21 protein-coding genes and 1 tRNA gene are annotated in these 25,138 nt (G+C 55.4%); 6 read left to right on the top strand and 16 right to left on the bottom strand.

Annotated features, from left to right (window positions below):
- Positions 1-720: 720 nt before the first annotated feature.
- Entirely contained in the window at positions 721-1,884 is a 1,164-nt protein-coding gene (locus ACUIAI_RS02865; protein WP_445342580.1) for an IS1249 family transposase, read from the top strand.
- Positions 1,885-2,445: 561 nt separating this feature from the next.
- Here the strand turns inward: ACUIAI_RS02865 and ACUIAI_RS02860 are convergent.
- The 5 genes from ACUIAI_RS02860 to ACUIAI_RS02840 all read right to left on the bottom strand — a co-directional run bounded on the left by ACUIAI_RS02860 (position 2,446) and on the right by ACUIAI_RS02840 (position 8,282).
- A complete protein-coding gene (locus tag ACUIAI_RS02860) occupies positions 2,446-2,733 on the bottom strand; it encodes a hypothetical protein (protein WP_254477121.1) in 288 nt (95 codons plus the stop codon).
- Positions 2,730-2,933: a substrate-binding domain-containing protein gene (locus ACUIAI_RS02855; RefSeq protein ID WP_211120908.1), complete on the bottom strand. Its 204-nt coding sequence runs from the start codon at positions 2,931-2,933 to the stop codon at positions 2,730-2,732. The genes ACUIAI_RS02860 and ACUIAI_RS02855 overlap by 4 nt, the downstream gene beginning before the upstream one ends.
- An 818-nt stretch (positions 2,934-3,751) precedes the next feature.
- Positions 3,752-4,105 carry a hypothetical protein gene (locus ACUIAI_RS02850; protein ID WP_445342579.1) on the bottom strand — a complete coding sequence of 118 codons (354 nt, stop codon included), beginning with the start codon at positions 4,103-4,105 and terminating at the stop codon, positions 3,752-3,754.
- Between the two features lie 366 nt (positions 4,106-4,471).
- Entirely contained in the window at positions 4,472-6,886 is a 2,415-nt protein-coding gene (locus tag ACUIAI_RS02845; protein WP_445342578.1) for a beta-L-arabinofuranosidase domain-containing protein, read from the bottom strand.
- Positions 6,887-6,962: 76 nt separating this feature from the next.
- Complete coding sequence (locus tag ACUIAI_RS02840; RefSeq protein ID WP_254477119.1) at positions 6,963-8,282, bottom strand: dicarboxylate/amino acid:cation symporter; 1,320 nt, start codon at positions 8,280-8,282, stop codon at positions 6,963-6,965.
- A gap of 136 nt (positions 8,283-8,418) precedes the next feature.
- On the opposite strand from ACUIAI_RS02840, the gene ACUIAI_RS02835 reads away from it, so the two are divergent.
- From ACUIAI_RS02835 to ACUIAI_RS02815, 5 genes are all read left to right on the top strand, one after another.
- Positions 8,419-9,399, top strand: coding sequence for a helix-turn-helix domain-containing protein (locus ACUIAI_RS02835; protein WP_445342577.1), 981 nt, complete (start codon positions 8,419-8,421; stop codon positions 9,397-9,399).
- A 1,338-nt stretch (positions 9,400-10,737) separates the two neighbouring features.
- Entirely contained in the window at positions 10,738-10,911 is a 174-nt protein-coding gene (locus ACUIAI_RS02830) for a hypothetical protein (protein WP_211120929.1), read from the top strand.
- Positions 10,912-11,867: 956 nt separating this feature from the next.
- Positions 11,868-12,866: an ADP-ribosylglycohydrolase family protein gene (locus ACUIAI_RS02825; RefSeq protein ID WP_445342576.1), complete on the top strand. Its 999-nt coding sequence runs from the start codon at positions 11,868-11,870 to the stop codon at positions 12,864-12,866.
- Between the two features lie 154 nt (positions 12,867-13,020).
- Positions 13,021-14,487, top strand: coding sequence for a purine-cytosine permease family protein (locus ACUIAI_RS02820; RefSeq protein WP_445342575.1), 1,467 nt, complete (start codon positions 13,021-13,023; stop codon positions 14,485-14,487).
- Positions 14,480-15,448, top strand: a complete 969-nt coding sequence (locus ACUIAI_RS02815; protein WP_445342574.1) for a PfkB family carbohydrate kinase — start codon at positions 14,480-14,482, stop codon at positions 15,446-15,448. The genes ACUIAI_RS02820 and ACUIAI_RS02815 overlap by 8 nt, the downstream gene beginning before the upstream one ends.
- Before the next feature lie 89 nt (positions 15,449-15,537).
- Here the strand turns inward: ACUIAI_RS02815 and ACUIAI_RS02810 are convergent, their stop codons facing one another.
- From ACUIAI_RS02810 to ACUIAI_RS02760, 11 genes are all read right to left on the bottom strand, one after another.
- Positions 15,538-16,623, bottom strand: a complete 1,086-nt coding sequence (locus ACUIAI_RS02810) for a glycerol dehydrogenase (protein WP_445342573.1) — start codon at positions 16,621-16,623, stop codon at positions 15,538-15,540.
- Between the two features lie 128 nt (positions 16,624-16,751).
- A complete protein-coding gene (locus ACUIAI_RS02805; RefSeq protein ID WP_445342572.1) occupies positions 16,752-17,678 on the bottom strand; it encodes a hypothetical protein in 927 nt (308 codons plus the stop codon).
- 94 nt (positions 17,679-17,772) lie between these two features.
- Complete coding sequence (locus ACUIAI_RS02800) at positions 17,773-18,513, bottom strand: histidine phosphatase family protein (protein WP_198206513.1); 741 nt, start codon at positions 18,511-18,513, stop codon at positions 17,773-17,775.
- Complete coding sequence (gene rsfS / locus ACUIAI_RS02795) at positions 18,506-18,982, bottom strand: ribosome silencing factor (RefSeq protein WP_445342571.1); 477 nt, start codon at positions 18,980-18,982, stop codon at positions 18,506-18,508. The genes ACUIAI_RS02800 and rsfS overlap by 8 nt, the downstream gene beginning before the upstream one ends.
- A gap of 41 nt (positions 18,983-19,023) precedes the next feature.
- Entirely contained in the window at positions 19,024-20,418 is a 1,395-nt protein-coding gene (gene glmU / locus ACUIAI_RS02790; protein WP_302328141.1) for a bifunctional UDP-N-acetylglucosamine diphosphorylase/glucosamine-1-phosphate N-acetyltransferase GlmU, read from the bottom strand.
- Entirely contained in the window at positions 20,415-21,212 is a 798-nt protein-coding gene (locus ACUIAI_RS02785; RefSeq protein ID WP_015021717.1) for an HAD-IIA family hydrolase, read from the bottom strand. The genes glmU and ACUIAI_RS02785 overlap by 4 nt, the downstream gene beginning before the upstream one ends.
- Positions 21,213-21,279: 67 nt before the next feature.
- Positions 21,280-21,350: transfer RNA gene (locus ACUIAI_RS02780), tRNA-Gln, on the bottom strand.
- Between the two features lie 81 nt (positions 21,351-21,431).
- Positions 21,432-22,448: a ribose-phosphate diphosphokinase gene (locus ACUIAI_RS02775; protein ID WP_254477111.1), complete on the bottom strand. Its 1,017-nt coding sequence runs from the start codon at positions 22,446-22,448 to the stop codon at positions 21,432-21,434.
- Between the two features lie 103 nt (positions 22,449-22,551).
- Positions 22,552-23,232: a nicotinate-nucleotide adenylyltransferase gene (gene nadD / locus ACUIAI_RS02770; protein ID WP_445342570.1), complete on the bottom strand. Its 681-nt coding sequence runs from the start codon at positions 23,230-23,232 to the stop codon at positions 22,552-22,554.
- A gap of 5 nt (positions 23,233-23,237) precedes the next feature.
- Entirely contained in the window at positions 23,238-23,795 is a 558-nt protein-coding gene (locus ACUIAI_RS02765; RefSeq protein WP_445342569.1) for a phosphoribosylglycinamide synthetase, read from the bottom strand.
- Positions 23,792-25,105, bottom strand: coding sequence for a glutamate-5-semialdehyde dehydrogenase (locus ACUIAI_RS02760; RefSeq protein ID WP_445342804.1), 1,314 nt, complete (start codon positions 25,103-25,105; stop codon positions 23,792-23,794). The genes ACUIAI_RS02765 and ACUIAI_RS02760 overlap by 4 nt, the downstream gene beginning before the upstream one ends.
- Between the last annotated feature and the right edge of the window lie 33 nt (positions 25,106-25,138).

Below are 25,138 nucleotides of genomic sequence, written 5' to 3'. Positions count from 1 at the left end.
AAGTCCAACTACTTGTAGGATAACCGGACGCGTACATGCGCTGCAGCCCTCATGACTAACTTATAATATAGCGGAAAATGGATCTGGCAGGATTTAGATCAGATCCCTGTGGCTTCAGCCAGGCAGAACAGCCTGCGCCAGACCTGAATCATGCGCGCATTATCCCGCCAGTACAGCGCTCCACCTAACACGATGCGACACCACTGCCAGGCTGGTCACCATTCCTGTCAGCCAATAACAGCTTGCCGGTGTCGCCAAAATTCACCCGTGCAGGACGAAGAGAAACCAGGTCTCTTTCAGCCAGAGCCAATACAGGTACCATGTCGAAGCCACATGCCATCGACGGTCGTGTTCCTTTGCTGTATGTCAGCCACGGTCTCAACCAGCCGTTCACCGAGTCGCTCCATGGCATCTTGCTCCCATCGGCCTCGGCGATCATATGATCCCATCATCGCTCACTCAGATGCGTGGTCCTGGTCACATCAAACGGAACCAAAATGGTGGGAATGCCAGATTGCAGCACCAGCCAGGCTGCCACTGGGTCGACGACAAAGTTGGTATCCGGCTCATCGCCGAAACCGATAGCGGGGCTATAGGAACTAAACGCGTTGTTTATGTTGGGGGTTTGGCCTTGTGGCTGTAAGCGTGTTGGGTGGTTGTTAATAGGTCGGGTTGTTAATAGGGGTCTTGCAGGGGTGCCCGTTCCTGTTCGATTGGGGAATGAGAACCAGATCGAAGAGGGCCAGGCATTGCCCCATATGCCATGGGCGGATGCGCAAGCATGGGCGCAACAGATCAGGCACGCAGCGCTGGATGTGTCCGTCCTGCTCGATCACGTCCACCGCGCGCAGGCAGGACCGGGCCCGCGCCGCGCAGTTGAGGGAGTTCCTGGACTGGCTGCTGACGGGCAGGACCCAGGAACAGATGGGGGCCATGGGCGCCAGGGCCTGGCGTAAACGGGTCGGCTGGTGCTGGAACATCAAGCCGGCAATCACACCGGACGGGGTGGTCCATCACACGCTCATGGCCGACGGCACGTATATGGCACACGGCTGGTGCCTCCTGATAGCGATCGACGGGCAGACGGGCCAGGTCATCGACTGGCAGTGGTGCCATCAGGAGAACACGGCGGCCTACACGGCCCTGTTCTCCCGCATCCCCGGGCCCGACGTGCTCATCACCGACGGCCTTCGCGGCGTGCAGAAAGCCTGCCATGCCTGCTGGCCGGGCACGCGCATCCAACGCTGCCTGGTGCACGTGCAACGCAACACCAAAACCGACCTGACACTCAAACCACGACTTCAGGCCGGCAAGGAACTCAAGCGACTCTCCGACCAGCTCACCCGGGTCCATACCATCGAGGAAGCGGTGCGTTGGGGTGAGGCCTTGAACGCCTGGCACGAAAGATGGAAAACCCTCATCGACGAACGCACCATGGCCAAGGACGACCCAGCCAACCCCAAAGCCAGCCACCAATCCTGGTGGTGGACCCACCAGGAACTCCGCCGCTGCTACCGCAGGCTCGAACACCTCTTCCAAGACAGGCAGCTCTTCGCCTTCCTGGAACCCGAACTCACCGCCGGCGGGCCAGTGGAACGCACCACCAACCGGCTGGAAGGAGGAGTCAACTCACCCATCAAACGCACCCTCCTGCAACACCACGGCCTACCCGAGAGCCACATGAGACGCGCCTGCGAATGGCACTGCTACATGAAAACCGACAACCCCGACCCCGCCAGCCTGATCAGGGACGAACACCACCAGCCACAACCAGCACCCAAACGGGAAACCAGACAGGAACAGGACGAGCCCGAACACTACGGCACCGCCATCAACTGGAACGAGTTCCACACACCAGTCAGATACCCCAACACCACACTCTGACCAACACACAACCAAACCCACACACAGAACCTAAAACAACGCGTTTAGTTCCTATAGGCCCGATAGCGCCACCTATGATGCTGATTCTCTCGATATGGCTAACAACCTGCGGCTCATCTCTGATCAGCCTGGCTATTGGTGAGAGGGCCTATGGCGGAAATGGACACCGGGCTGCCGCAAGCGAGTACATCCCACGCAGCTGATCAGGCCGGAAACCTTCGAGATGGTGGATGCCATTTTTGAGCTTGATGCCTCGGATCCTGCCTGCGCATCCACAGCATTCCTCCATACTTCTGGCTCCTCAGGCCAGCAGCTGCATTCAGCCTCTTCCTCAGCCACGGCTGACGTGATCCCTGCAGCGGGCCGTCCGCTCCTCGAAAGACAGGAACACCCATGCGTCCCATGGATCTCAGCAAAGCCTCTGCACTTGAATAACCAAGATCAGAAGTGGTGCTGTTGAACACGGTCTATATTGCTCTGATCTTAAGCTTTTTGGAACGCAAGGCGTAGGCAATGGCCAGGGCATCATCGACATTGGCTCTGGACACACCGTTGCCCGAGTCACAGCCGACAATAATGTTGACTGCTTCCACAGCTGCGACCTATGACCAGCGGCGGTATCGTCGGAATTGTGTCTACCCCAGTGCGGCCAGCAGTATCCGAATGATGTGTTTGAGCGACGGCAGTCTCGCATCCATCTGGATTGTCGGCATCTTCATCGCCATTGTCCTGATAGGCTCCGTCCGGTTCCAGCAGCACCTTGGCAATCTTATTTACTATCTCATCTTCGGAAAATTGGACGGCTGTCAGTGACGGAATCAAATATGCGGATTGATCAGTCTCATTCATCGCCGCCAAAGCCACATCAAAGCCACATCATCAGGCACCTTTTTGCCGCGCTGGGCCATGCCTGCCAGAAAACCCATGGCCTGAAGCTCATTTGAGGCAAATACAGCTTCGACCTGATCGTCTACCAGCTCCACCGCCTCGTATCCCCTGGTAGGTGTAAGGAACGAAGATCCCTTGCTCTGGCTCCATACCAGATTCACGTATGGCTCTCTTCCACCCACGGATTCTTTCCCGCAAGTTGAGACACGCTCCCGGGGCCAGCGATAATGGCTAGCCGCTGATACCCATACCCTATTAGGATGGGCTGTGGCCATCCTGGCATCTTCGCTTTCATCAAGGCCCAACCGAATTCAGGCCCCTGCAGAGGAACTCGGCTTCTGCCCTTCCGGTTGGTTGAGCATTACTTACCACCGTCCCCGGGTATGCATCGAGCGCATCCAGGGGAAGGGGCTGATTCACGCCATACCAGACCAGGCCTGAGACCTGCTGACGCTGAAAGGATTCCAACAGATCCATCTGGCGACCAGGGTCATCGCTGGAATTGCCCACCAGAAGGGTCTTGCCCGAGGAGAAAGCTTGTGCTCCAACCCCTTGGTCATCTAAGCAAGGAAGGGATTAGCCAGGTCTGTCGCCAGCAGAGCGTAAGTATCGCTGTCCCGTTGGCCAGTAACGTGGCGATATTGTTAGACACATAGCCGGTTCGCCTGTGGCCTCAAGGACCCTCTGCCTTGTCTGCTCGGAGACTGGACGTGGACCATAATTGATCACATAGTTCACCACAGCGGATGAGACACCCGCTTCCATGCTCATATCATCCCTTGTCGGACGCCTTGTCATGATGCCCCTCCTTGCAACTGGTTTCCTATCAGATTATCGATTCAATGGAGATTCATCAGATCGCATCGACAACCAGGGTCAGGTCTCTGCCACGGAACTCAGGAGCGAAGAATGTCGTTCAGACCGATCGAAGCCATCAGGCAGCAGTAGACAGCCAAGGGCGTCCAGGAGCTGAAGGTCGTCAGCAGCTTCGAGGCGACCATCGGAGCTGTGCCGCTGAGAGAATGGAACCAAGCTCCTTGGCGACTGCCATCCGGGATTGCCTGTGTTGAATGCCGAAGAGCTCGACTCCGTAGGTTGCTTGGACCCCGAAAATGCTCAGCAAAGCCAGACCCATGCCGACGATTATCACCAGGCTGACAACAATAGTGTTCTTTGACTCCAGCAGGGCAAAGGCCGGGAAGGCATAAAGGACCAGCAGCAGGCAGAAAACGCGGTAGACAATCCTGTGGCTGAACCGGTCGGAAAGCCATTTGGAGAAGGGGAGGATCAGGAAACCCAACAAAGAGGCAATCAGTAAGGCTGTATTGGGCACCGAGTTGTTTTTACGTATAGTACGACTACGTATCCGATAAGGAAACTCTGCGAAAGATACGAGGGACCATTCTCTCCTATGCGCAGGCCCAACATGTTCTCTTAAAAGAGAGTCTTAAATTTCTGTAAGACAGAGTAATATCAATCATCTTATAGACAATTCAGTGTAGCTTAAAAACTCAAACATATACGAAAACGGTCACCCCTCTATTGGAATAGAATTTCATTCTTTCCTTCGAAGAGTGACCGTACTTGGGTATCCACAAGACAATCTGACTTAGCCCTTGAACTGGAGACTAGGTTACATGTCAAATAGAATACTGATAAACGTAGGAACAATGCTCAAGCATCATTGTCCTGTTAATCCTTAACCGCGGTCATGGTCATTAGATAGCTTAACGTAAGCATGAAATCGATGTCCGGCAACCTTATTGATGGGCATCCAGGTGATTCCATCGACTGTAACCTTACCTTGGTCAATCCACTGACGGTGATTCAGCTCAACAGCTGCTTTCACATGAGAAGGTTCAACTTCAAGGAAATCCTGTTTATCAGATATAGCCGCCATGACATCGGGCCCATAAGCGAGGCTGATAATTTCAGGGTCATCAGGACAATGGTGAACGCGAAACAGTGGAACCCATGATATTAATATCATATCGTCGGTTTCCCAAGAACATTCTATGCTGACGTATCCGTCAGAATCGGGCTCTACGTTATCCTTTTCCTCGCTCTTACCATTCGCGTGTTTGATGTTAAGACTAAAGGCTGTTGCATAGTCTGGGTAGCGTAAACGAATCAAGAAGTTTCCTGGTCGGCGTATGGACAAGGTAAATGCGATTCGACGTCCTGATTGTTGATTGCTTATCACTTTTTCAAGTTTGAATGATCCCGCTGTTCCTTGTAGAAGTGCGGGTATATATAAATTGATACGCACATCGTGCCCTTGACACGTTTCGGTGGCGATCATAGATTGAAACCGAAAAGCATTTTCTAATCCCGAACCATGGCAGCAAGTGTTTTCACTAGTGTCGTAGGTGCAAATTCCACCCGGCCTTAATGGAAAGAAATATGTTGAGCCCCCATCCTTTTTACGGCTGAAAGTTGCGGTTATGTGGTTTCTTAGGACACGAGCATAATAATTCGTATAACGGGAATTAGGAGTACTTTCAAACAAACCCTGAGTTAACTTCATCATAGAATAACTAGCACAATTCTCAGCAGACTTATCAGTAATATTTCCCGCTTCTTCATCCGGTTTGCGGATCATTTCTGTTTCACCTATGCCGCCTTGGCAAAACGTATGGTGCTTGACGCATATTTCCCAGAAATGTTGTGCAGCCTGAAATGAAGTTGAGTATGCCGGCAATGATCCTCCCATTTCAAGATCGTCAGCATAAGTAAATAAGTCCAAAGCTCCAGTTACTTGTGGGATGTGCTGATTCGCATGCATTCCGGCTAAAGTATCTACATCGCGACTCATTGGGTATAGCAATTTGTCATTGTGCAAATATGTAGCAGTTTCTGCGAACGTAGGGTTACCTGTGAAACGATATAACCGGACCAAAGCAGAGCAAAGACCTCCGAATTCTCCCGCAATGTAGGTAGCCCACATAGTCGCCCGATGTTTTGGACTCAATCGTTTGAGCCGATTCGCGATCCACGTACCCATACCTGACGCAACGGACAAAGCCTGCGATTCTTGGGCGTACTCGTATGCGTCTAAGAGGCCAGACAGTATTTTATCCTGTGTATAGTAGGGAGCCCATACATCTGGATAATGGGCTCCCTCTTCCAAGAGTTCAAAGGGACGTTCGTCGTATGCAGCGAGGAATCCTTCTTCGCAGTTCTTTTTCAAATGCAGTTGTTTCTGGCATTCCATCAGAGCAGATACAAGATAATGAATTTTTTGTTTGAATCGATTGTTATTTGTGCATTGGTAAGCCAGCGAAAGTGCTGATAAATAATGTCCTGTTGTATGACCACGTAATTTAGAATCCGGAGCATCCCAGCCTGTCATTACTGAAGCAGCATGGGTGTCTATACCTGCCGCCATCCTAAAATTCACTAAAATATGGTCATCGTCTACACCAAGCAAATACTCACTCATTTCCTGAGCAATGTACGCAAGATCGCTATCTTGGATCAGCGTTGCTTTTATCGGTCGGTTTCCTAGCCTTGATAGGCGTGCTCGGTGAAGGTCTTCTACTCGGTTATCAATTGTGTGTTTAGTGATAATCGCCTTAACAGGGAATGTTTTTTCGTTGTCATAGGCAGTTCCATTAAGAATGTAATTGTTTTGTGAACCAGTTGTGTTATTGCTAGTCGTCGCATTTGCTTCTGAAACAGGCTGCCATTGGACTGGCAAAGTCGAGTACGAACCATCGGCACGTTCTGCCACTGCTACGTTGGATGGATGTGCGTCTTTCCCATTCATGACATCGCACGCAACGTCTTCAACACGTACTACTTCAGAAGTAGTTTCTTGCTCAAGCACAGTTACATCAAATATCTTGCTGGATTGGTTTTTATTTAACTTGGCTTTGACAGTGAGATGGATGTGTCGATTTCCTACCCCAGGCAAAGGTCTTGTCACTGTACCGTCGTCGGAAAGATATAGTTTGTCATCGGAAGACCATATGAACTCGGATCCCCTATGTCCCGTATTTGGCAACTGTATGTTCGCATCTACTGTGCCAAGGTTTCCTAAGTATATTTCCTGTATATCTGCTTCAGCGGGGTTGACAAAAGAATTAGAATCTCTCTTTTGAATTTTAGTCATAACAGTGCTCCTTAATGTTGTTGATTAATTGTTGTGATGGTTGATTAGTGGATGTAACTTGTGGGTCATGATGTATCTACTGCTGGACGGTGGATTGCATAGATAGTTGTTTCCCCAGCCAATGAGGCCCCTCGGTAAATCTGGATATTGTCATCGACAATGCTGGTTGGCTGGTGACTGAAGTCATCGTGCAGAACGGATCTGTTAGACTTCCCATGATGACAATAATTGGTACCACGCCAGTCGGAAATCCGAAGCTGGAGCAGATAAAGAGCTCTCCGATGAAACCTCCAGTGGGAATTGTTCCTACAATTACTCCAGATATTACAGCGACTACAATCGCTAGAAGTGCTGACTTAACGGTAAAAGACCGACCGAATATTCCGAAGAGGAACAAAATTTTAAAAATCTGTACAGCAACAACACCATTCTTATGAATCATGGCTCCAACGGGAACTGTGACATTCCCGATTTCGTCTGGTACGCCCATATTGTGGGTTACCTGCTGATTAATTGAAATCGTAGCTGATGAGCTGCATGTTCCCATAGCCATGGTCAAAGATGGCCAAACCATTGTCCAATAACGTTTTACACCCTGCATACCGGCACCGATCGCTGCATATAAAGTACCTTGCAAGACAGCAAAACAAACACAAAATAGCACGTAAATGATCGATAAACGTATAATCCCGCTGACGACGGTGGAGCCAACGTTTCCTACTAAGGAGGCGAAATAACATGCTATTCCGACTGGTGCCATATACATTATTATTTCTACCACTTTCGTTAGCACGGTTGTAGCGCTTGACAAAAAACGCTTAAAAGGCTGAGCTGCTTCACCAATACTGGCTGCTGCTACACCCATCAACATGGAAAAAATGATTAATGGCATCATATGCTTCAAAGATAAGAGATTTATAAAGTCATTCGTAGTCAACATTCCAACTATATCGATGGAACCACTGGCTTTATACTTCGCGGATTCTACCCCGATATTGCTCATATCGAGGTGTACGCCTTCTGCTGGATTCCAGATCAGACCGACCGCAAGAGCTAGCAGAGAAGTCACAATCCCACCGGCCACTATGGCGGCTAACATTACCCCGAAGATCTTTCCAAGCTTCGATAAATTCGACATATTTGCGATTGCGCTGGTAATTGAAACCATGATCAACGGGACAATTACAGTGAATACCAAGTTGAGAAAGATGTCTGCAACCGGCTGTACAACCTTCGCTTTTGAGCCAAATATTAGCCCTCCCAACGCCCCAACTATCAAGCCCAGAATCATTAGGATTGAGAATGAATAGTTTTTGATAATTTTCCTTATGTTCACAATGTCTGTTCCTTTCTGCAAAGCTGTTTCAGCGGCGGTTCTCCGTTGAAGTGCATTCATAGATTAATGAAAGGAAAACTATATATTTCAATCGTGTATGAAAAAACATGCATGAAAATAGTACGATTTGGGACATACTATTCATACTATTCTCACCTATTTATAGTTTTGCCAGGATTCACTGAATCCTTCTTTCATGCCTTTGGTTCTCAAAGTGATATGGTGGGCAAAAAGAAATCAATTGTACAAAGTAGCACAATACTTGCATTGGAGAGAATCTATGTGGATTAGCATTAAATGTCCACCGTTGCCTTATTGCATTGTGGGCGGAACATCATACTTCCGTACAGGTGATATCCATGAAAATCGTTGCCTTGAAAATGTTTTTGATCTGTTATTGGTAACTAAGGGTGAGCTATACATGCGTGTAGGGAAATATGATGTCACGGTTAAGGAGCGGCAATATTTAATGCTGCCTCCCGGAATTCGACATGGTGGTTATAGATATTGTATTGAGCCTACAGAGTTTTATTGGCTACACTTTTGCTCGGAAGGACGTTTTTCGATCTCATCAGACGACCGACCAGATGTACGTGTCCAGGCAAGCAAAAGTAAATTTTATCGGCGAGATCCTTTTCTCATAACAACATCGGTTTACGGGAACCTTGATCTTCATGCTTACGTAATGGCTCGTCAATATATGCAAATACTTAGCCAAGTTAAAGTAAGCCGTGCAACTCATCGAAAAACGTATTCGACAGGAATAGTGCCGATTGAACAACAGAGTACTTTTTTCGAATTACTTGATTTATTGAGCAGGAATAGGCAACATTCTGCAACGAGCAATAATTTGGCATCACATATCAGTGAATATCTTCGACACAACATATCGCGGCCTGTCTCAATGAATGAGCTTTCTACAGAATTCTCTTACAGTGCAAACTACATCAGTCGCGTCGTGAAGCAGCAATATGGCATGCCCCCCGTAAGACTTAGTTTGGAGATTCGTCTCGACCAAGCTAAAAGGATACTTGAGGAATCACAATGCTCCATTAAAGAGGTAGCTAAAAAAACAGGCTTTCAGAGCAACACATACTTTTCCAGACAATTTAAGAAATATACGGGTATGACGCCTAAAGAATATCAGTTAGCGGCATGGGGCTCAGTGTACTTGTGACATGGAGAAAGTTAATAGGCATTATATTGTTAGGCACCTTGTGGCTTCTCCAATCTATAATCTATAAATATCATCGGTCTTCTTGTTGCCGTATTTTCACTGTATTTGTGTTTTTATTCATTTTTGTCTAATCAGCATATTGCTTGTCAGCAATAGCAAGCTGCGCATAAACCGCATTCCTTATGTTGAAGATATACTCTCTGATATAATTAATAATCAGGATATCCTTTTACCTGACTTTCGGTGTTTGTTGTACGGAATTTCCTATAATCTTTATCTTGGATAGAAGTCATATATATATTTGAAAATATTCTTGATTTTGATCCTGATGTCTCTAAAGTTATTCATGCGTACTTAGTGGATAACCACACTGATCAATGAGATTTGGATGATAAATCTAAAAAACAGCTCTCGTGCAAAGGTGAGAGAGATAGACAGTGTCCTTCCATGAAAATAATCGTGATAGTTAAAATTTGTCAGATTAAATTTGGAGAGGAGCGATATTTATGTTTTTGAGATTGATTAAATTCGAATTAACGAAAAGGAATATCTCGTTACAATTCATCTTTTAGATTTTGAGAACTTCGGAAATTGCAGAACTAAAGAGATTGTGATAGGTTCGTTGGGATTCGTTTAGGTTTGGAATATGCCTAAATATTTTTGTGCGTAGTCTTTTATAATTTCTATCTATCCTCTTCTAACTTCTACCGCTTAATATATGAGCAAATCCGGAATGTTGCAGTTTTATTGCATTATTTCCAACCTACAAATGTCAGTGTCAGTGATGCTAAACAGGTAATTAGGTTAAAACAGTTACAGCAACGAAATATCCAGACCAATATAGAAGTATACTTAATTAACTTTGGAAAATTAAGATTTGAATAGTCGACGATCTTGAGACAGTAAAAACTGGTTGAAATCTATGCATAAGGGATAAAGATACATTCTTTAAGTAAATATGACCTTGATCTGTACGGTAGATTGACCTCCAGGCTGTGATCGCCATTTGACGCATATGAGCAAAGTTCATAAACCGATGCTTGTATAGTTGAGAAAAAGTTGTGGCGTTGAGCTCATAGATGAAGGAGCCGAAAAGGCGAACGAGGCAATAGACGGATGTAAATTGATTGGTGATTTTTCATTTGTTTCTCTTTTGTGTGCGCTATAGGACTGGCAACGAAGTGGCTTTTGCATGATCTGAAAAAGGCCAAGGCTACAATTATGCACATCGAACGTAGCACATGCTAAATATCAGTTATAGCGCCCTTGGTGGCCAACCAATCATATGTACCCAGAGCAGGTAGGCAAGTTTGTCATCCTGGTAGGACTACGGGATCGATGATGCCGTATGTGCCACTGGTTGGCGGTGACATCTGGAACACCGATTCAGCCGGTGTTCCACTTTCTATGTGGAAGGCAAAGATTGAAGCCTTAATGGCGGTAGTGGCCGATCATCATGTGGTTTTTGAGCAGCTCGAGCTGATGTTCCATACGCTTTATGACAGCGCATGACACTTGTCTGATGGGACGGGGTTGCAGGCGGCTAGTAAAAGATGCTGGCGTGTGAGGGGCGGCCAGTTGGCTATCGGCCGACACCATGCTATCAAGCAGACGACTACGTTCACTTCCGAGTTCTAAGCGTAACGTTGATCGTCTATTAAAAGAAGCCGTGCATACTTGTTGAAGATGATGGGGCCGGCGCTTTCTGCCCACTTGTCATAGCAGATGGTCAATGTGTTCCCAGTCGTTCTTGACGATTGGCTACTGCGATTTGTCACAGGTAAGGAGACAAATAATATTGTTCCCTGGTTATGTGAAGTATGTCTACTTCAAAAACGGACGGCAATCCGCTCAGCCAAGTGTGCTATGCAGCAGATAAGAACTGCATTTCCATTCATGTTTTGGAAGATACGCCGGAGATAACCCTTGACATGTATGTAAATCTAGATTGCGCAGAAAACTTGACTTAATGAACCTCTACAAGCGCACCAAGAATTAGCCTCTCGGTTCTCGACTATGTTTAAAGTATCGAATTTCCGATCGTTTGAATCGGAAATTTCCTGGAGATAGGTGGTTCGAGCCCCCTATCTTCACGGATAGAATCCCGAGGTCACCACGGGATTCTTTTTTATATCCGATATGCTGACTTATGCTGGAGCCCGAACTATGCAACACTACCAAACGCCGTTACGGCATCAATCGACAATCCTGACCAATGGCCGTCCCCACTCTATAGAACCCACACTTCAATCAAGTCTTTGACCTTGACTTGTCTGCATTTTTTCATTTTCCGCTTCACAAGGTGAAATCCGCTCAGATTCCCATTCTTCATTGCGAATCATGCCTGCTACAACTACTGTAGCAACAATCTTCCATGGGACTTACAATGATTCTGATTAAAAATGTCGCAGTTCATCTGCAAACAGATTAATGGGCTCATCGCAACGACTCCGGAGGCTTGCGCAACAATGACCAGAACTGACAAAGGCGCACTGGGTGCTCTTACCGGGCTGTCCTTAGGGGATGCGCTGGGCATGCCCACGCAGAGCATGAGTCCAGCAGCCATCCATGAGGCCTACGGCAGAGTCGACACCCTTCGTGATGCCATTGCGGATCAGCCGATAGCTCCCGGTATGCCTGCGGGGGCTGTGACCGATGACACCGAGCAGGCGCTGATCGTGGCGGAACTGATCATCGATGGCAAGGGACACATCGATCCGAAAGAGTTCGCCAAGCGCCTTCTGGCCTGGGAGGACGATATGAAGTCGCGCGGATCGCTGGACTTGCTCGGGCCCTCCACCAAGCTGGCCCTGGAACAGGTTCGCCAGGGCGCAGACATCATGACCACGGGAAGGACCGGCACCACCAACGGGGCCGCCATGCGAGTCACCCCGGTAGGGATAGCCAACAGGCCCAAGGACACCAGGAGGCTCGCCAATCGCATCTACGAGTCCTGCCAGGTCACCCACGACACGATCGCAGGCTTCCAAAGCGCCGCGTTGATCGCTACGACAGTCAGTCTGGGACTTGAGGGAATGACCGTTCGCCAGGCGTTGCAGGAGTCCCTGCGGCTGGTGCCCGCCATGGAGACCTCAGGGGCTTGGACCCCCAAGGCATCGGTTCCCGCACGGGCCCGCCAGACAATACGGCTGTCTGAGGAATTCAGTGATGAGGGCGACTTCGAACGCCACCTGATTGAAGACTGCGGCACCTCGGTCGAATCCAATGAGTCTGTGGCAGCCGCCTTCGCCCTGGCCTGGAGGTTCGCCGACGATCCCCAATCGGCTCTGTTCGCCGCAGTCAACCTTGGTGGCGATACGGACACCATCGCTGCAATGACCGGCGCAATGACCGGCGCGAGTGCAGGTCCCGAGGCCTTTGACCCCACACTCTGTTCCCGGGTGGCTTCGGTATCTCACCTCGACCTGCAGAAAACCGCCCGTGGCCTGATTGCTATAAGGCAGTAAAGCGCAAACCGACAAGACTGATTCCGTCAGGAATACAACAATGTAGAATCCAGTCCCCCCCCCAAGATTACGGGGACCCCACGGACCAGGCCAACTGCCAGAACAGCTGATCCATCGCTACATTCAGTACAACGTGAGTCAAAGGAGACAATCCATGTCAACTGCGCCAAAAGAGGGCACCATCCTCTCCAGGGTTGAGCAAAGGGGCATCGAGCCTGTGCCCGAGGACCAGAGGAACGGGTCGCCCGGCCAGCTCTTCTGGGTCTGGTTCGCCGCCAACATCTCAATCCTGGGGATCCCTCTGGGAGCTACCCTGATCGCCCAGGGCCTCAACCTCTGGCAGGCCGTGCTCGCCACGACCATCGGGGCCTTCGGATCCTTCGCCCTGGTCGGCATCATCTCCATAGCCGGCAGAAGGGGCGGCGCCCCCACGCTGACCCTGTCCAGGGCCATTTTCGGCGTCAGAGGCAATGCGGGCCCCACCCTGGTGGCCCTGCTGTCCAGACTGGGCTGGGAGACGGTGAACACCATGACCGGCGCCTTTGCGCTGCTCTCCCTGATCGCCATCATCTTCGGCACCTCGGCCGATGCCAGGCGCTCCCCCTTCCTGACCTTCGTCTGCATCGCCGTCTTCGTGGCCCTGACCGTGGTGGTCTCGGCCGCCGGTCACGCCATTATTCTCACCGTGCAGAAGTGGGCCACCTGGATATTCGGCGCCCTCACCCTCCTGGTGGCCATCTATCTGGCGACGACCGTCGACTGGTCCTCCTTCATCGGCAATGCCCCCGGCTCAGCCAGCGCCTTCCTGATCGGTGTCGGCACCATAGCCGCGGGGACGGGCATCGGCTGGGTCAACTCCGGCGCAGACATGGCCCGCTACCAGAAGACCTCGGTGAAATCCGGCTCTCTGGTCCTGACTGCAGCGGCCGGCGCCGGCATTCCACTGGTGGTCGTCATCGGCCTGGGGTCGGTCCTTACAGCCGGCAACTCCACCATTGCCTCCGCCGCCGATCCGGTCGCCGCGGTTCGAAGCGCCCTACCCGCCTGGGTCTCCATCCCCTATCTGATTGCCGCATTCGCCGGGCTGCTCATGTCCAACAACCTTTCCGTATATTCTGCCGGCCTGACCACCATCACCCTGGGCATCAGAATCCCCCGCGTCTACGCGGTCGTGGTCGACGTGGTGGTGACCACCTGCGGAGCCCTGTACTTCACGCTGGGTTCCGACGGGTTCTACGGCCCCTTCGTCACCTTCATCTCCCTGCTGGCAGTGCCTCTGAGCACCTGGGCAGGCATCTTCCTGTCAGACATGATCTTCCGCAAGCGATACGATTCCGACGGCCTTCTGAACCTTCGAGCCGACTCCCCCTACTGGTACTGGCACGGCGTCAACCTCCCAGCCATCATCGGCTGGCTGGTCGGAATAGCCGTCGGCTTCCTGTTCGTGACGGCCCAGGTCTCCAAGGACGAGGTCTGGTTCTCGGGGCCGCTGGCCGACAGCTTCCTGGGCAGGAACGGCCTGGCATGGCTGGTTTCCCTCCTGCTGGGAGGAATTCTCTACGCCATTCTGCACCTCCTCTCCGAGGATTCCATGGCGGTGAGGAGCAGTGGCGATGACTGAGCCAAGGATCCTCCATCTCGGTCAGGTGGTGGTTGACCTGAGCATGGACATCGACCACCTACCGGAGCGCGGAGGGGATATTTTCGCCAGGCGAAGCGCCATAAACGTCGGCGGCGGGTACAACGTGATTCGCGCAGCCAGGCAGATGGGGGCGCCGATAGCCTATATGGGGGCGATCGGCACAGGTCCGATGGCGGACATGGCCCGTGGGGCCCTTGCAGCCCTGCGGGTCTCCGCCCAAGGGCCTGTGCTGGATGACTGTGATACCGGATACTCGGTAGCCATGATCGAGCCCTCGGGCGAACGCACCTTTGTGTCGGCAAGGGGCGCAGAGACCCGCGTACCGGAGGGCACCTACGAAGGCATGGACCTGGTTCCCGGCGACGTCGTCTACCTGAGCGGGTATTCCTTCTGCCACAAGGACAACACCCGGAGCCTGGTCGGATTCGCGCACTTACACCAGGGCGAAGGATTCCCTGTGCTCTTCGACCTGGGACCCATGGTGGCCGATATTGCACTGGATGTGCTTGATGCTGTCAACGGACTGCATCCGATCTGGTCGCTGAATGAACGCGAGGGACCAATCCTGGCGCAACGTCTGGAGTGCCGACCCGAAACCGGCAATGCAACCGAGCCGGAATCCGTCTGCCGTTCGCTCTCGCTGAAACTGGACAGTCCGGTGGTTCTCAGGGCCGGCGCCCGTGGTGCCTGGTACTGCCAACCCAAGGATGCAAGGCAGAGCCAATACATTCCGACCCCGCAGGTCCATGCCATAGACACCAACGGTGCCGGCGATGCCCACTCGGGCGTCCTCTGTGCGGGCATCTTCCAGGGCCTGCCCATCGAGGAGGCACTGACACTGGCCAATTGTGCAGGTGCCCTTTCCACCACGCAGCCAGGTCCAGCCACATGCCCAGGCGAGCAAGCCATACGAAAGGCCGCTGCCTCCCTGCAGGAGTGACCAATGTAAACCCAAGCAAAATACAAGCGACCGCCGACTTCATGCCGACGGCCGCTTGGCAACCCACAGAGGGATCAGAACAGGAGAGCTCAGAGCTGCTTGCCCAGCTGATCGGCTGCGCGCAGAGCGTGAGCCACATCGGCAGGGGTCACCTTGAAGGGCATGTTGCCCATGGTCTCGTCAGGACCGCAGGCATGCTCGCCGACCTGGAGCAGATCCTCCTCGCTGGCCTGGCCGATGCCGATCTGCTCCAGGGATGTGGGCAGACCCACGCTACGGAAGAAGTCGTAGACCTGGCGGGTCTCCTCCAGGGGACGATCCTCAAGGACAAGCTGGGCCAGGGTGCCGAAGGCCACCTTCTCGCCATGCAGCATGGAGTGGGTGCCCTCCAGAGCGGTCATCCCATCATGAATGGCGTGGGCTGCAGCCAGGCCGGAGCTCTCGAAGCCCAGACCGCTCAGCAGTGTGTTGGCCTCGATGATCTTCTCCAGGGCGGCTGTGCGCACACCGGCCTTGGCAGCGGCCACGGCCTTGACGCCATCCTCCAGCAGGGTGTCGCGGCAGAGACGGGCCAGGGCGAAGGCGGCCATGGTGGCGTGTCCTCCGGTCATGGTCACGGCGTTCGACTGCACGCAGGCGGCCGCCTCATAGTATGTGGCGAAGGCATCGCCCAGCCCTGATACCAGGAAGCGCACCGGAGCCTTGGCGATGACGTCGGTATCCATAAGGACCACGTTGGGGTTGGCAGGCAGTGGCAGATAACGGTCGAAGACACCCTCAGGCGTGTAGAGCACGGACAGCCTGGAGCAGGGCGCATCCGAGGAGGCCGCCGTGGGCACAATCATGACAGGCAGATGGGCGAAGTGGGCCACGGCCTTGGCAGTATCCAAGGTCTTGCCGCCGCCGATGCCGATCACCGCGTCGCTGCCGCCCAAATGGGCACGATGACGGTCGATCTCCTCCATGGAGCACTCGCCGCCGAATTCCATCAGTTCGTAGGGGATCCCATCGTGCTCAAAGGAGGCGACAATGTCGTCGTGGTAGAGCCCGTCGATGACAGGATCGACGATCAGATGGGCACCCTTGGCGCCCAGAGCCGCGTATTCTCCAGCCAGCTTTCCCATGGCGCCCTCCTGCTGGACATAGGAGCCTGGAGAGCACAGAACCTTGCGCATATACACACCTTTCTCATTGCTGATCCCGCCTTCGGGACCAGATCCTTGGGGACGGGCCTCTTGGACCGCCCGAAAGTGACCCTAGTCACATTACATGGTGGGATGGGTGTGCCGCGCCGACCGACAGGTCAGTTACGAGGAGATGGACTGGTCGTGCTCGTCGGTGACGACTGTGGCGTAGGAGCCGTGCTTGAGGGACTTGGCGTGGAGCTGGTCGCGTCGGCAGACGGCGAAGGCGAGCTCGTGGGGTTCCCTCCCTGCGGTTGACTCTGCCCGGATCCCTGTTCGTTGCCTTGGTTCTGATTCGAGCCAGAAGGCTGGTTCTGAGGGGCACTCGGGGTCGTCTGATATTCAGGCTCCTCTGTGCGCCGCGCTGGCTTGGAGGGGGTCTCCTCCTCGCTGGGGGTTACCGTCTGGCTGATCGGCGGGCTGACCACGTTGCGAACCACCTTGTCGGTGCCTTCGCCCTTGGTCAGGGCATTGATGGCCAGGGCGGAAAGCAGTACGGCCACCAGGGCGCTGACCACGGAGACGATGATGACGTTGCGACGGCGCTGATCCAGCTTCTTCTTGCTGGTTGCCGTCATGGAGGCCGCATGGGTCCGTGGACCATTGCTGGACGAAACGGTCCTGCCGGTCTTGGCTGCCGACTTTTCGTCACCGACAGGGGGCATGACCTGGGTGGACCCATCCACCGGGGCCATGACCTGGGTGGATCCGTCGGCAGTATCGCTGGAATCGTCAGAACGACCCTTACCCTGAGCCGGCAAGGTGGTGGTCTTTCCATTGGCGTCCGAATCGGTATTCGAGTCAGTCTTGGAGTCGTCATCGTCCTGGCCAGCACCGCCGACCACGGACTCCTGCAGCTTTTGGCCAGAGGCTTCCAAAACATTCTTGTAGATCTGCGAGGCCACAGCAGAGACGATGGAACCGATGGCCACGCCGATGATGGATCCCGCCACGCCGATCTTGGCGGCCAGCCAGAAGGAGGTCATGGCTGCAAGAGCGCCGGCGATGATCTGCGCCCAGGAAATGTCATGAAAGAACTGCTTCACTCCGACCCCTTTTGATCCAACGGCTGGTTGCTGCGCTCTTATGGTAGCTGGTGGTCATGGCGATACTGTGATGGTCGGCCAACCCCCAAGGACCTCAGTCGGTCTGGACCAGCCCCCGGGGATTATCCCAGTCCCCCCGCATGGCGATGGCCGGACCGCGATTGTAGTCGATCATGGACCAGCGCAGACCGCCGTCCGGCAGATCCCGTGGCATCAATCGGGCCCAGTGGGCGTTGCGCATGGTGACCAGGCCCAGGTATTCGGGATATGCAGTGGCCATGCCCAGCAGGGCCTGAAGGGCCTCGGCGATGAAGGACCCATGGGAGAAGACCATGAGATCCGTGTCCGGGCCGGCCCGATGAATCCATCGGTTCAGGGTTTCCAGGCCCCGTTTGCCCACCTGGGGCTTGGTCTCGGCACCGTGGCGCAACTCTCCCCCGGCGCCCCTGGACCAGGATTCGTAATCCTCGGGCCAGCGTTGACGAACCTCCTCGGCGCTGGCTCCCTCCCACTCGCCGAAGCTGCGTTCACGCAGCCCGGGATCAAGATGGACCATCTGGCCCAAGGGGTCGGCGAAGGCGTGGGCGGTGGCGGCAGCCCGGCCCAGGTCAGAGGAGACCACCAGTAGGTGACGGTCTTCAGGGGCATCATCCACGTATTCAGCGCGAAGCTCCTCGGCGGTCCTCTCCACCTGCCAGCGGCCAACGCTGTTGAGCGGGATGTCGATCTGACCCTGCATCCGATGCCCTGCGTTGTATGAGGTCTGGCCATGGCGGACCACGGTCATGGAGCGCACATGCCGTCCATCCCCGGCGGCGGTATCCGAATCAGTCATGGTTTTCCTGAGGGTCAGCGAAACGGCTGCGCAGATCATCCCCGTTCAAATCGTCCGCCTTGGAGGCCAACCGGCCGTCCGGGTCATCATTCTTAAGGGTGAAGGGATGCTCCAGTTGCAGGTCCACCTGGGGACAATCCTTCCAGAGCCGTTCCAAGTCATAGTAGGCGCGGGCCTGCTTGTGCATGATGTGGATGACGAAGTCACCGTAGTCCAGCAGAACCCACTGGGCCTCCTGGACGCCCTCCCGCGAACGGGGGTCCAGATTCTTCTGTAGATGGAGCTGCTTTTCCACCTCCTCGGCGATGGCCAGGACCTGGCGTTCGTTGCTGCCGGTGGCCACCATGAAGATGTCGGTGATGGCGATGGGCCGGGAGACGTCGAAGGCCACGATGTCCATGGCCTTGACATCGTTGGCGGCCCGAGCAGCCACCTGGACCGCGTCGATGGATTCCTGCAATGCTGGCACTTGTCACGCCTTTCCTTGTTGTGAAGCAGATGCTGTCAAGGTTACCGCTCCCAGGCGGGCTTCCAGTCCGGAACCTCATGCTGGTCGTTGGTGGAATAGACCATGGCCCCGTCCTCGACCGGATGACGGATGACCGATCCGGCTCCGGTGGTGACCCCGTCGCCCACCTGGACGGGTGCTACGAAGAGGTTCCCAGCGCCCACATGCACTTCCGATCCGATCTCGGTCCGGTTCTTGTGCACGCCGTCGTAGTTGGCCGTGATGGACCCGCCTCCCACGTTGCTGTCGTGGCCTATATGGGCATCCCCCACATATGAGAGATGGGGCACCTTGGTCCCGTGGTCGATGGTGGCCTTCTTCATCTCCACGAAGGCCCCGGCCTTGGTGTCCTCGGCAAGGACGTTGCCGGCCCTCAGATAGGTCCATGGGCCGATGTTGGCCCTGGCTCCGATCCGGGTCTCCTGCACGCGGGAACGCTCCACCTTGGCCTGCGGCTCGATGATGGCATCAATCAAGGTGGTATAGGGGCCGATGACCGCATCCGAGGCGATCTCGGTATGACCCTGCAGGAAGCATCCGGGCAGAATGACTGCATCCTGCTGGATGACCACATCGTCCTCGATCCAAGTGGTGGACGGGTCCAGAATGGTCACCCCCTGGCGCATGAACTCCCGGCAGACCCGCAGGTTATGGGCCTTGGCCAGATCGGCCAACTGGACCCTGTCGTTGACGCCTTCGACCTTGAGCGGATCAGGGGCAGCGAAGGCCCCGACCCTGCCCAGGCGGCGGGCCGTCTCCAAGGCATCGGTCAGATAGAACTCGCCCTGGGCGTTGCTGTCGTCCAGACCGCGGACCGCCTGTCGCAGCAGGTCAGTCTCGAAGACGTAAACGGAGGTGTTGACCTCCTTGACGGCCAGCTCGGTTCCGGTGGCGTCCCGCTGTTCGACGATGCGCAGGACCCGTCCATCCTGGTCACGGATGATGCGGCCGTATCCGGTGGGGTCGTCCAGGTTGACCGTCAGCACCGTAGCCCCGTCGCCGGAGCTGACATGGTAGTCGAGCAGGCTACGCAGCGTGTCCGCATCCAGCAGGGGCATGTCCGAGGCAACGATCAGCACCTGGCCGTCGTGCCGAAGCTCCCCATCCAGCTGGTCCACGGCGCACTGGACCGCACGCCCCGTTCCCGGTCGGCTGTCCTGGCGCACGATGCGCACCTGGGAATCATAAGATCGTGCAGCCTGCGCCACCAGGTCGGCCTGATGATGAACCACCACAGCCGTCAGCTCGGGATTCAGGGCAGTCACCGAAGTCATGACCCTCTGCAAGAAGGTCTTGCCGGCCAGGGTGTGCAGAACCTTGGGATGGGCAGAGCGCATGCGAGTGCCCTCGCCTGCGGCCAGAATGATGCCAGCGGTCAGCGCCTGCCCGCCGCTCAAAACTCCACCACCCCGCTCTCGGCGATATCGATCAGATCCTGAATGGAGTCCACCACCTGGTCAGGGCGGTAGGGGAAGGTTTCCACCTCGGATCGTGTAGTGATACCGGTCAGCACTAGGAAGGTGTTCAGGCCAGCTTCGACTCCGGCCACCACATCAGTATCCATACGGTCGCCAATCATGGCCGTGGTCTCGGAGTGGCCGCCCACCCTGTTAAGAGCCGTGCGGAACATAATAGGATTGGGCTTGCCTACAAAGTAGGGCTCCCGGTTAGTGGCCTTGGTCACCAGAGCTGCGACGGCTCCCGCCGCAGGCAGGACGCCGTTCTCGCTGGGGCCTGTGGCATCCGGGTTAGTGCAGATAAAACGAGCCCCACCCAGAATCAAACGGATGGCTGTGGTGATGGACTCGAAGGAGTAGGTCCTGGTCTCGCCCAGAATCACATAGTCCGGGTTGATGTCGGAAAGAATGAACCCGGCCTCGTGCAGGGCCGTGGTCAGCCCGGCCTCGCCAATTACGTAGGCCGATCCCCGCGGCATAGTCCGTGATACGAAGTCTGCGGTAGCCAGCGCAGAGGTCCAGATCCGATCCTCGGGCACGTCGATGCCCGAACGACCAAGACGTGCCGAAAGGTCACGAGGGGTGTAGATGGGATTGTTGGTCAGCACCAGATACTGGCGGTTGTTGCGCTTGAGGGTGTCGATGAATTCGGCAGCGCCAGGCAGGGCGGTGTTCTCATGCACCAGCACGCCGTCCATGTCAGTGAGCCAGGTTTCGATCTTCTTGACTGCCAAGACAGTTCCTTTCGGTTGGTCACCGACCCCAAGGAGGCCGTCTCCGACCGGAATCGGCGAGCGTAAGCTCCCCCACCTGGATTCGAACCAAGACTAAGGGTTCCAAAGACCCGTGTGCTGCCTTTACACCATGGGGGAAAGGCGGAACCTTACGGCCCCGCCAAATTTATTATGCCACAGACGGACGATTACGCCACGCCATGCCGGGCAGGCAAGACTTTAAGCAAAGAGGAAGCCCTGACCATGATGGGCTGGATAGGTGTCGAAGAGCCGGGCCACCGAGCCGTCCTCGAAGACCGCCTTGATAGCCGAGGCCAGCAGGGGCGCGATGGACAGGACGGTCAGCCCATCCCAGCGCTTATCCTGGGGAATGGGAACCGTATCGGTCAGAATGACCTCCTTGGCCTTGCAGGACTTGAGCCGCTCCACGGCGGGTCCGGACATGACGCCATGGGTGGCCACAATGGTGATGGAGTTGGCGCCAGCCTCATCCAGCACATTGCAGGCCTCGGCAATGGTGCCGCCGGTGTCGATCAGATCGTCTACCAGCACGCAGTCCAGGCCGCGCACGTCGCCCACCACCCGATGGGCCACAGCCTTGTTGGGCTGAGTGATGTCGCGGGTCTTGTGAATGAAGGCCAGGGGCACGCCTCCCAGACGCTGGGCCCACTGCTCAGCCACCCGGATGCGGCCCGCATCGGGAGAGACCACGGCCACCTTGGACAGGTCCATCCGGTCGCGCACATAGTCCACCAGCACAGGCATGGCGATCAGGTGGTCCACAGGCCCGTCGAAGAAGCCCTGAGACTGGGCTGCGTGCAGGTCGACCGACATGATTCGGTCTGCACCGGCCGCCTTGAGCAGGTCGAACATAAGTCGGCAGGAGATGGGCTCGCGACCCAGATGCTTCTTGTCCTGACGAGAGTAACCCAGGAGCGGGCAGACTGCGGTGATGGACCGCGCCGAGGCCCTCTTGAGGGCGTCGATCATGATCAGCTGCTCCATGATGGACTTGTTGACCGGATCGGAGTGGGTCTGCAAAACGAAGACATCTGCTCCACGCACTGACTCCGTATAACGCACATACATCTCGCCGTTGGCAAAGTCATATGCTGTCGTCTCCAGGACGTCGATGCCGAGTTGATCGGCCACGTCCGCCGCGAGTTTGGGATGGGTCCGGCCTGTGACAAGTATGAGATTTTTTCCTGGTCTGCCTTTGAGTATCGCGCTCACCATATCTCCAAACGTTGTTTTCGCTGAAGCGGACAGCCTCCATAATAATGGCGCGCGCTGACACAGCAGGGCAGTCCGTGTTGGCGCGTCCGACGGTATGCGAAGCTCAGGAAGCCGAGCGGTATAGCCCGTGCTTGTTGATGTACTGCACCACCCCGTCCGGGACCAGGTACCAGACCGGCATGCCCCGGGCCGAACGACGCCGCACGTCCGTGGACGAGATGGACAGGGCCGGAATCTCCAGGGTATCAACGCAGTGGGCAGGCACCTGGAGGTTGTCGAGACTGGAGGAGTAGCCCGGCCGGGAGACGGCGACGAACTTGGCCAGATCCCACATTCTGTTGGCATCCTTCCAACGCATGATCTCGGCCACGGCATCCGCCCCGGTGATGAAGAAGAGGTCGCTGTCGGGACGCATCCGCTTGATGTCGCGCAGGGTGTCCACCGTATAGGTGATGCCAGGACGCTCAATGTCCACCCGGGAGACCGTGAACTTGGGGTTGGAGGCCGTGGCGATCACGGTCATCAGATAGCGGTCCTCGGCATTGGTCACCGTCTTGTTCAGTTTGAAGGCCGGGCGGCCGGTGGGCACAAAGATGACCTCATCAAGGTTGTAGACCCAGGCCACCTCCGAGGCAGCCACCAAGTGGCCATTATGGATGGGATCGAAGGTGCCGCCCATGATTCCCACCCGGGGCCGACGGTTAGGGTGGGCCGGTCCACAGGCCCCGTCAATATCTGATGGCTCCTGCCCCGATTCCCCCTCCTTGGACAGTTCAGACATCATCCGGTTCACGCCTGCTCACCCTCCCGTCTGGCTTCCGAGGCGTTCTCCTCGTTCTCAGACTCGGCCTCCTGGCGCATCTGTTCGGCGCTGGGGTTGACCCGGTCAGGATCGATCCGCTCCATGTCGGCATTCCACTCCTCCTGGACCACACGGCGGATCTCGGAATAGGTGGGCAGAGGGAAGTCCGGCTGGTAGGCCCGACGGACCTGGGCCACGCATCCGGTGATGGCTACCAATGAGTCGGACAGGTCGGCGATGCGCCCCTCCTGCTCCTGCTTACGGAAGACCGGCACCCGCTCCTCCATGACGGTGATATCGTGCCTGACCTGGTTGAGTTGGTCCTGATCCAAGTCACGCACATCATCGGCATGTTCGTCAGGCCAACCAATCAGGACTGCATCGGCGTACTCCAGGCAGGAGCGCTGGTCTGCATCCGGGATGCCGTCCTCGATTTGCACCAGAAAGACGTACCGCAACAGACTCAACCGCTCTGAAGCCACCCTCAACCAGATACGCGGATTGTCGTGTTCGCGTTGGAAGAGCTCTTCGATCTTCTCGTTCACGGCCGCACCTGCCCCCTGCCGTAGCCGATCCATTTGGTGGTGGTCAGCTCCTGCAGACCCATAGGCCCTCGGGCATGCAGCTTCTGGGTGGAGATGCCCAGCTCGGCACCCATGCCGAACATGCCGCCATCAGTGAATCGTGTTGAGGCATTGACCATGATCACAGCTGAATCCACCCGGCGGGAGAACTCCTCCACAGCCTCGTAGTCCCGGGCCAGAATGGCCTCTGTATGTCCGGTGGAGTGACGGTTGATGTGCTCAATGGCCTGATCCAGGGAGTCCACCACGCGGACCCCCATCTTCAAATCCAGATATTCGCGATCCCAGTCAGCCTCTTCTGCACGGACCAGCAGGTCTTCAGGCAGACCATGGCCGGCAAGGATGTCCATGGAGACCGTGTCCAGGTGCAGCTCGACCTGGGCCCTTGTCAGCGCATGGGCCACACGGGGCAGGAATTCAGCGGCTACATCCCGGTGGATGATCAGCTTTTCGGCGGCGTTGCAGACGCCCACCCGCTGGGTCTTGGCGTTGACGATGATGGGTATGGCCTGATCCATGTCCACCGAACGGTCCACGTAAATATGGACATTGCCAGCCCCGGTCTCGATGGTGGGCACTGTGGCCTGCTCAATTACGCTGCGAATCAACCCGCGGCCACCCCTGGGCACCAGCAGATCGATATGACCACGTGCCTTCATCAGAGCCTGGGCCCCTTCGCGACCGTATCGGTCCACGGAAGCCACCAGAGCCGGATCCAGCCCCTGCTCACGAAGAACCCCACCTATCAGTTCCACCAGGGCCCGATTGGTGCGATCGGCCGCGTGGCCTCCTCGCAGGAGGGCCGCATTGCCGGACTTGAGGCAGAGGGCCACCACATCGATGGTGACATTGGGGCGGGCCTCGTAAATCATGGCCACCACACCCAGTGGAACCCGCACCTGATTGAGCCGCATGCCGTTGGGCATGTCATGGCCGCGAACCACCTCGCCCAGGGGATCGGTCAGCCCAGCCACCATGCGCACGGCCCGGGCGGCATCAGCGACACGAACCTTGTCCAAGCGCAGACGGTCGATCAGACCGGCGCTCATTCCTTCTTCAAAAGCCTCGGTGCAGTCCTGCTCATTGACTGCGGCAATTTGATCGGCCTGGTCGACCAGTGCATTGGCCAGGGCCAGCAAGAGGGCGTTTCTGGCCTGACCGGTCATGCCTGCCAGACCTGCCTGTGCAGCGGCCGCCGCATCGGCCATGGTACAGACCCGATCGAACACATCCTGGCGACCGGAGTTATCGCTTTCACTCATGTTCGTCAGATCCTTTCGCCCTCACGGGTCCGCCAGACCCAT

The organism is Bifidobacterium sp. ESL0827 (assembly GCF_052606685.1).
The sequence above is the reverse complement of the archived record's forward strand: the minus strand, read 5'-3'. Positions and strand labels throughout refer to the sequence as shown.

Excerpts from the sequence above, each read along its gene's own strand:
- ACUIAI_RS02815 (WP_445342574.1), top strand. The coding sequence starts at position 14,480 with ATGACTGAGCCAAGGATCCTCCATCTCGGTCAGGTGGTGGTTGACCTG.
- ACUIAI_RS02800 (WP_198206513.1), bottom strand. The coding sequence starts at position 18,513 with ATGACTGATTCGGATACCGCCGCCGGGGATGGACGGCATGTGCGCTCC.
- nadD (WP_445342570.1), bottom strand. The coding sequence starts at position 23,232 with ATGATGTCTGAACTGTCCAAGGAGGGGGAATCGGGGCAGGAGCCATCA.
- ACUIAI_RS02865 (WP_445342580.1), top strand. The coding sequence starts at position 721 with ATGAGAACCAGATCGAAGAGGGCCAGGCATTGCCCCATATGCCATGGG.
- ACUIAI_RS02835 (WP_445342577.1), top strand. The coding sequence starts at position 8,419 with ATGCCTTTGGTTCTCAAAGTGATATGGTGGGCAAAAAGAAATCAATTG.
- ACUIAI_RS02845 (WP_445342578.1), bottom strand. The coding sequence starts at position 6,886 with ATGACTAAAATTCAAAAGAGAGATTCTAATTCTTTTGTCAACCCCGCT.
- ACUIAI_RS02775 (WP_254477111.1), bottom strand. The coding sequence starts at position 22,448 with ATGGTGAGCGCGATACTCAAAGGCAGACCAGGAAAAAATCTCATACTT.
- ACUIAI_RS02820 (WP_445342575.1), top strand. The coding sequence starts at position 13,021 with ATGTCAACTGCGCCAAAAGAGGGCACCATCCTCTCCAGGGTTGAGCAA.
- ACUIAI_RS02810 (WP_445342573.1), bottom strand. The coding sequence starts at position 16,623 with ATGCGCAAGGTTCTGTGCTCTCCAGGCTCCTATGTCCAGCAGGAGGGC.
- ACUIAI_RS02825 (WP_445342576.1), top strand. The coding sequence starts at position 11,868 with ATGACCAGAACTGACAAAGGCGCACTGGGTGCTCTTACCGGGCTGTCC.
- ACUIAI_RS02840 (WP_254477119.1), bottom strand. The coding sequence starts at position 8,282 with ATGAATGCACTTCAACGGAGAACCGCCGCTGAAACAGCTTTGCAGAAA.
- ACUIAI_RS02830 (WP_211120929.1), top strand. The coding sequence starts at position 10,738 with ATGATGCCGTATGTGCCACTGGTTGGCGGTGACATCTGGAACACCGAT.
- ACUIAI_RS02860 (WP_254477121.1), bottom strand. The coding sequence starts at position 2,733 with ATGAATGAGACTGATCAATCCGCATATTTGATTCCGTCACTGACAGCC.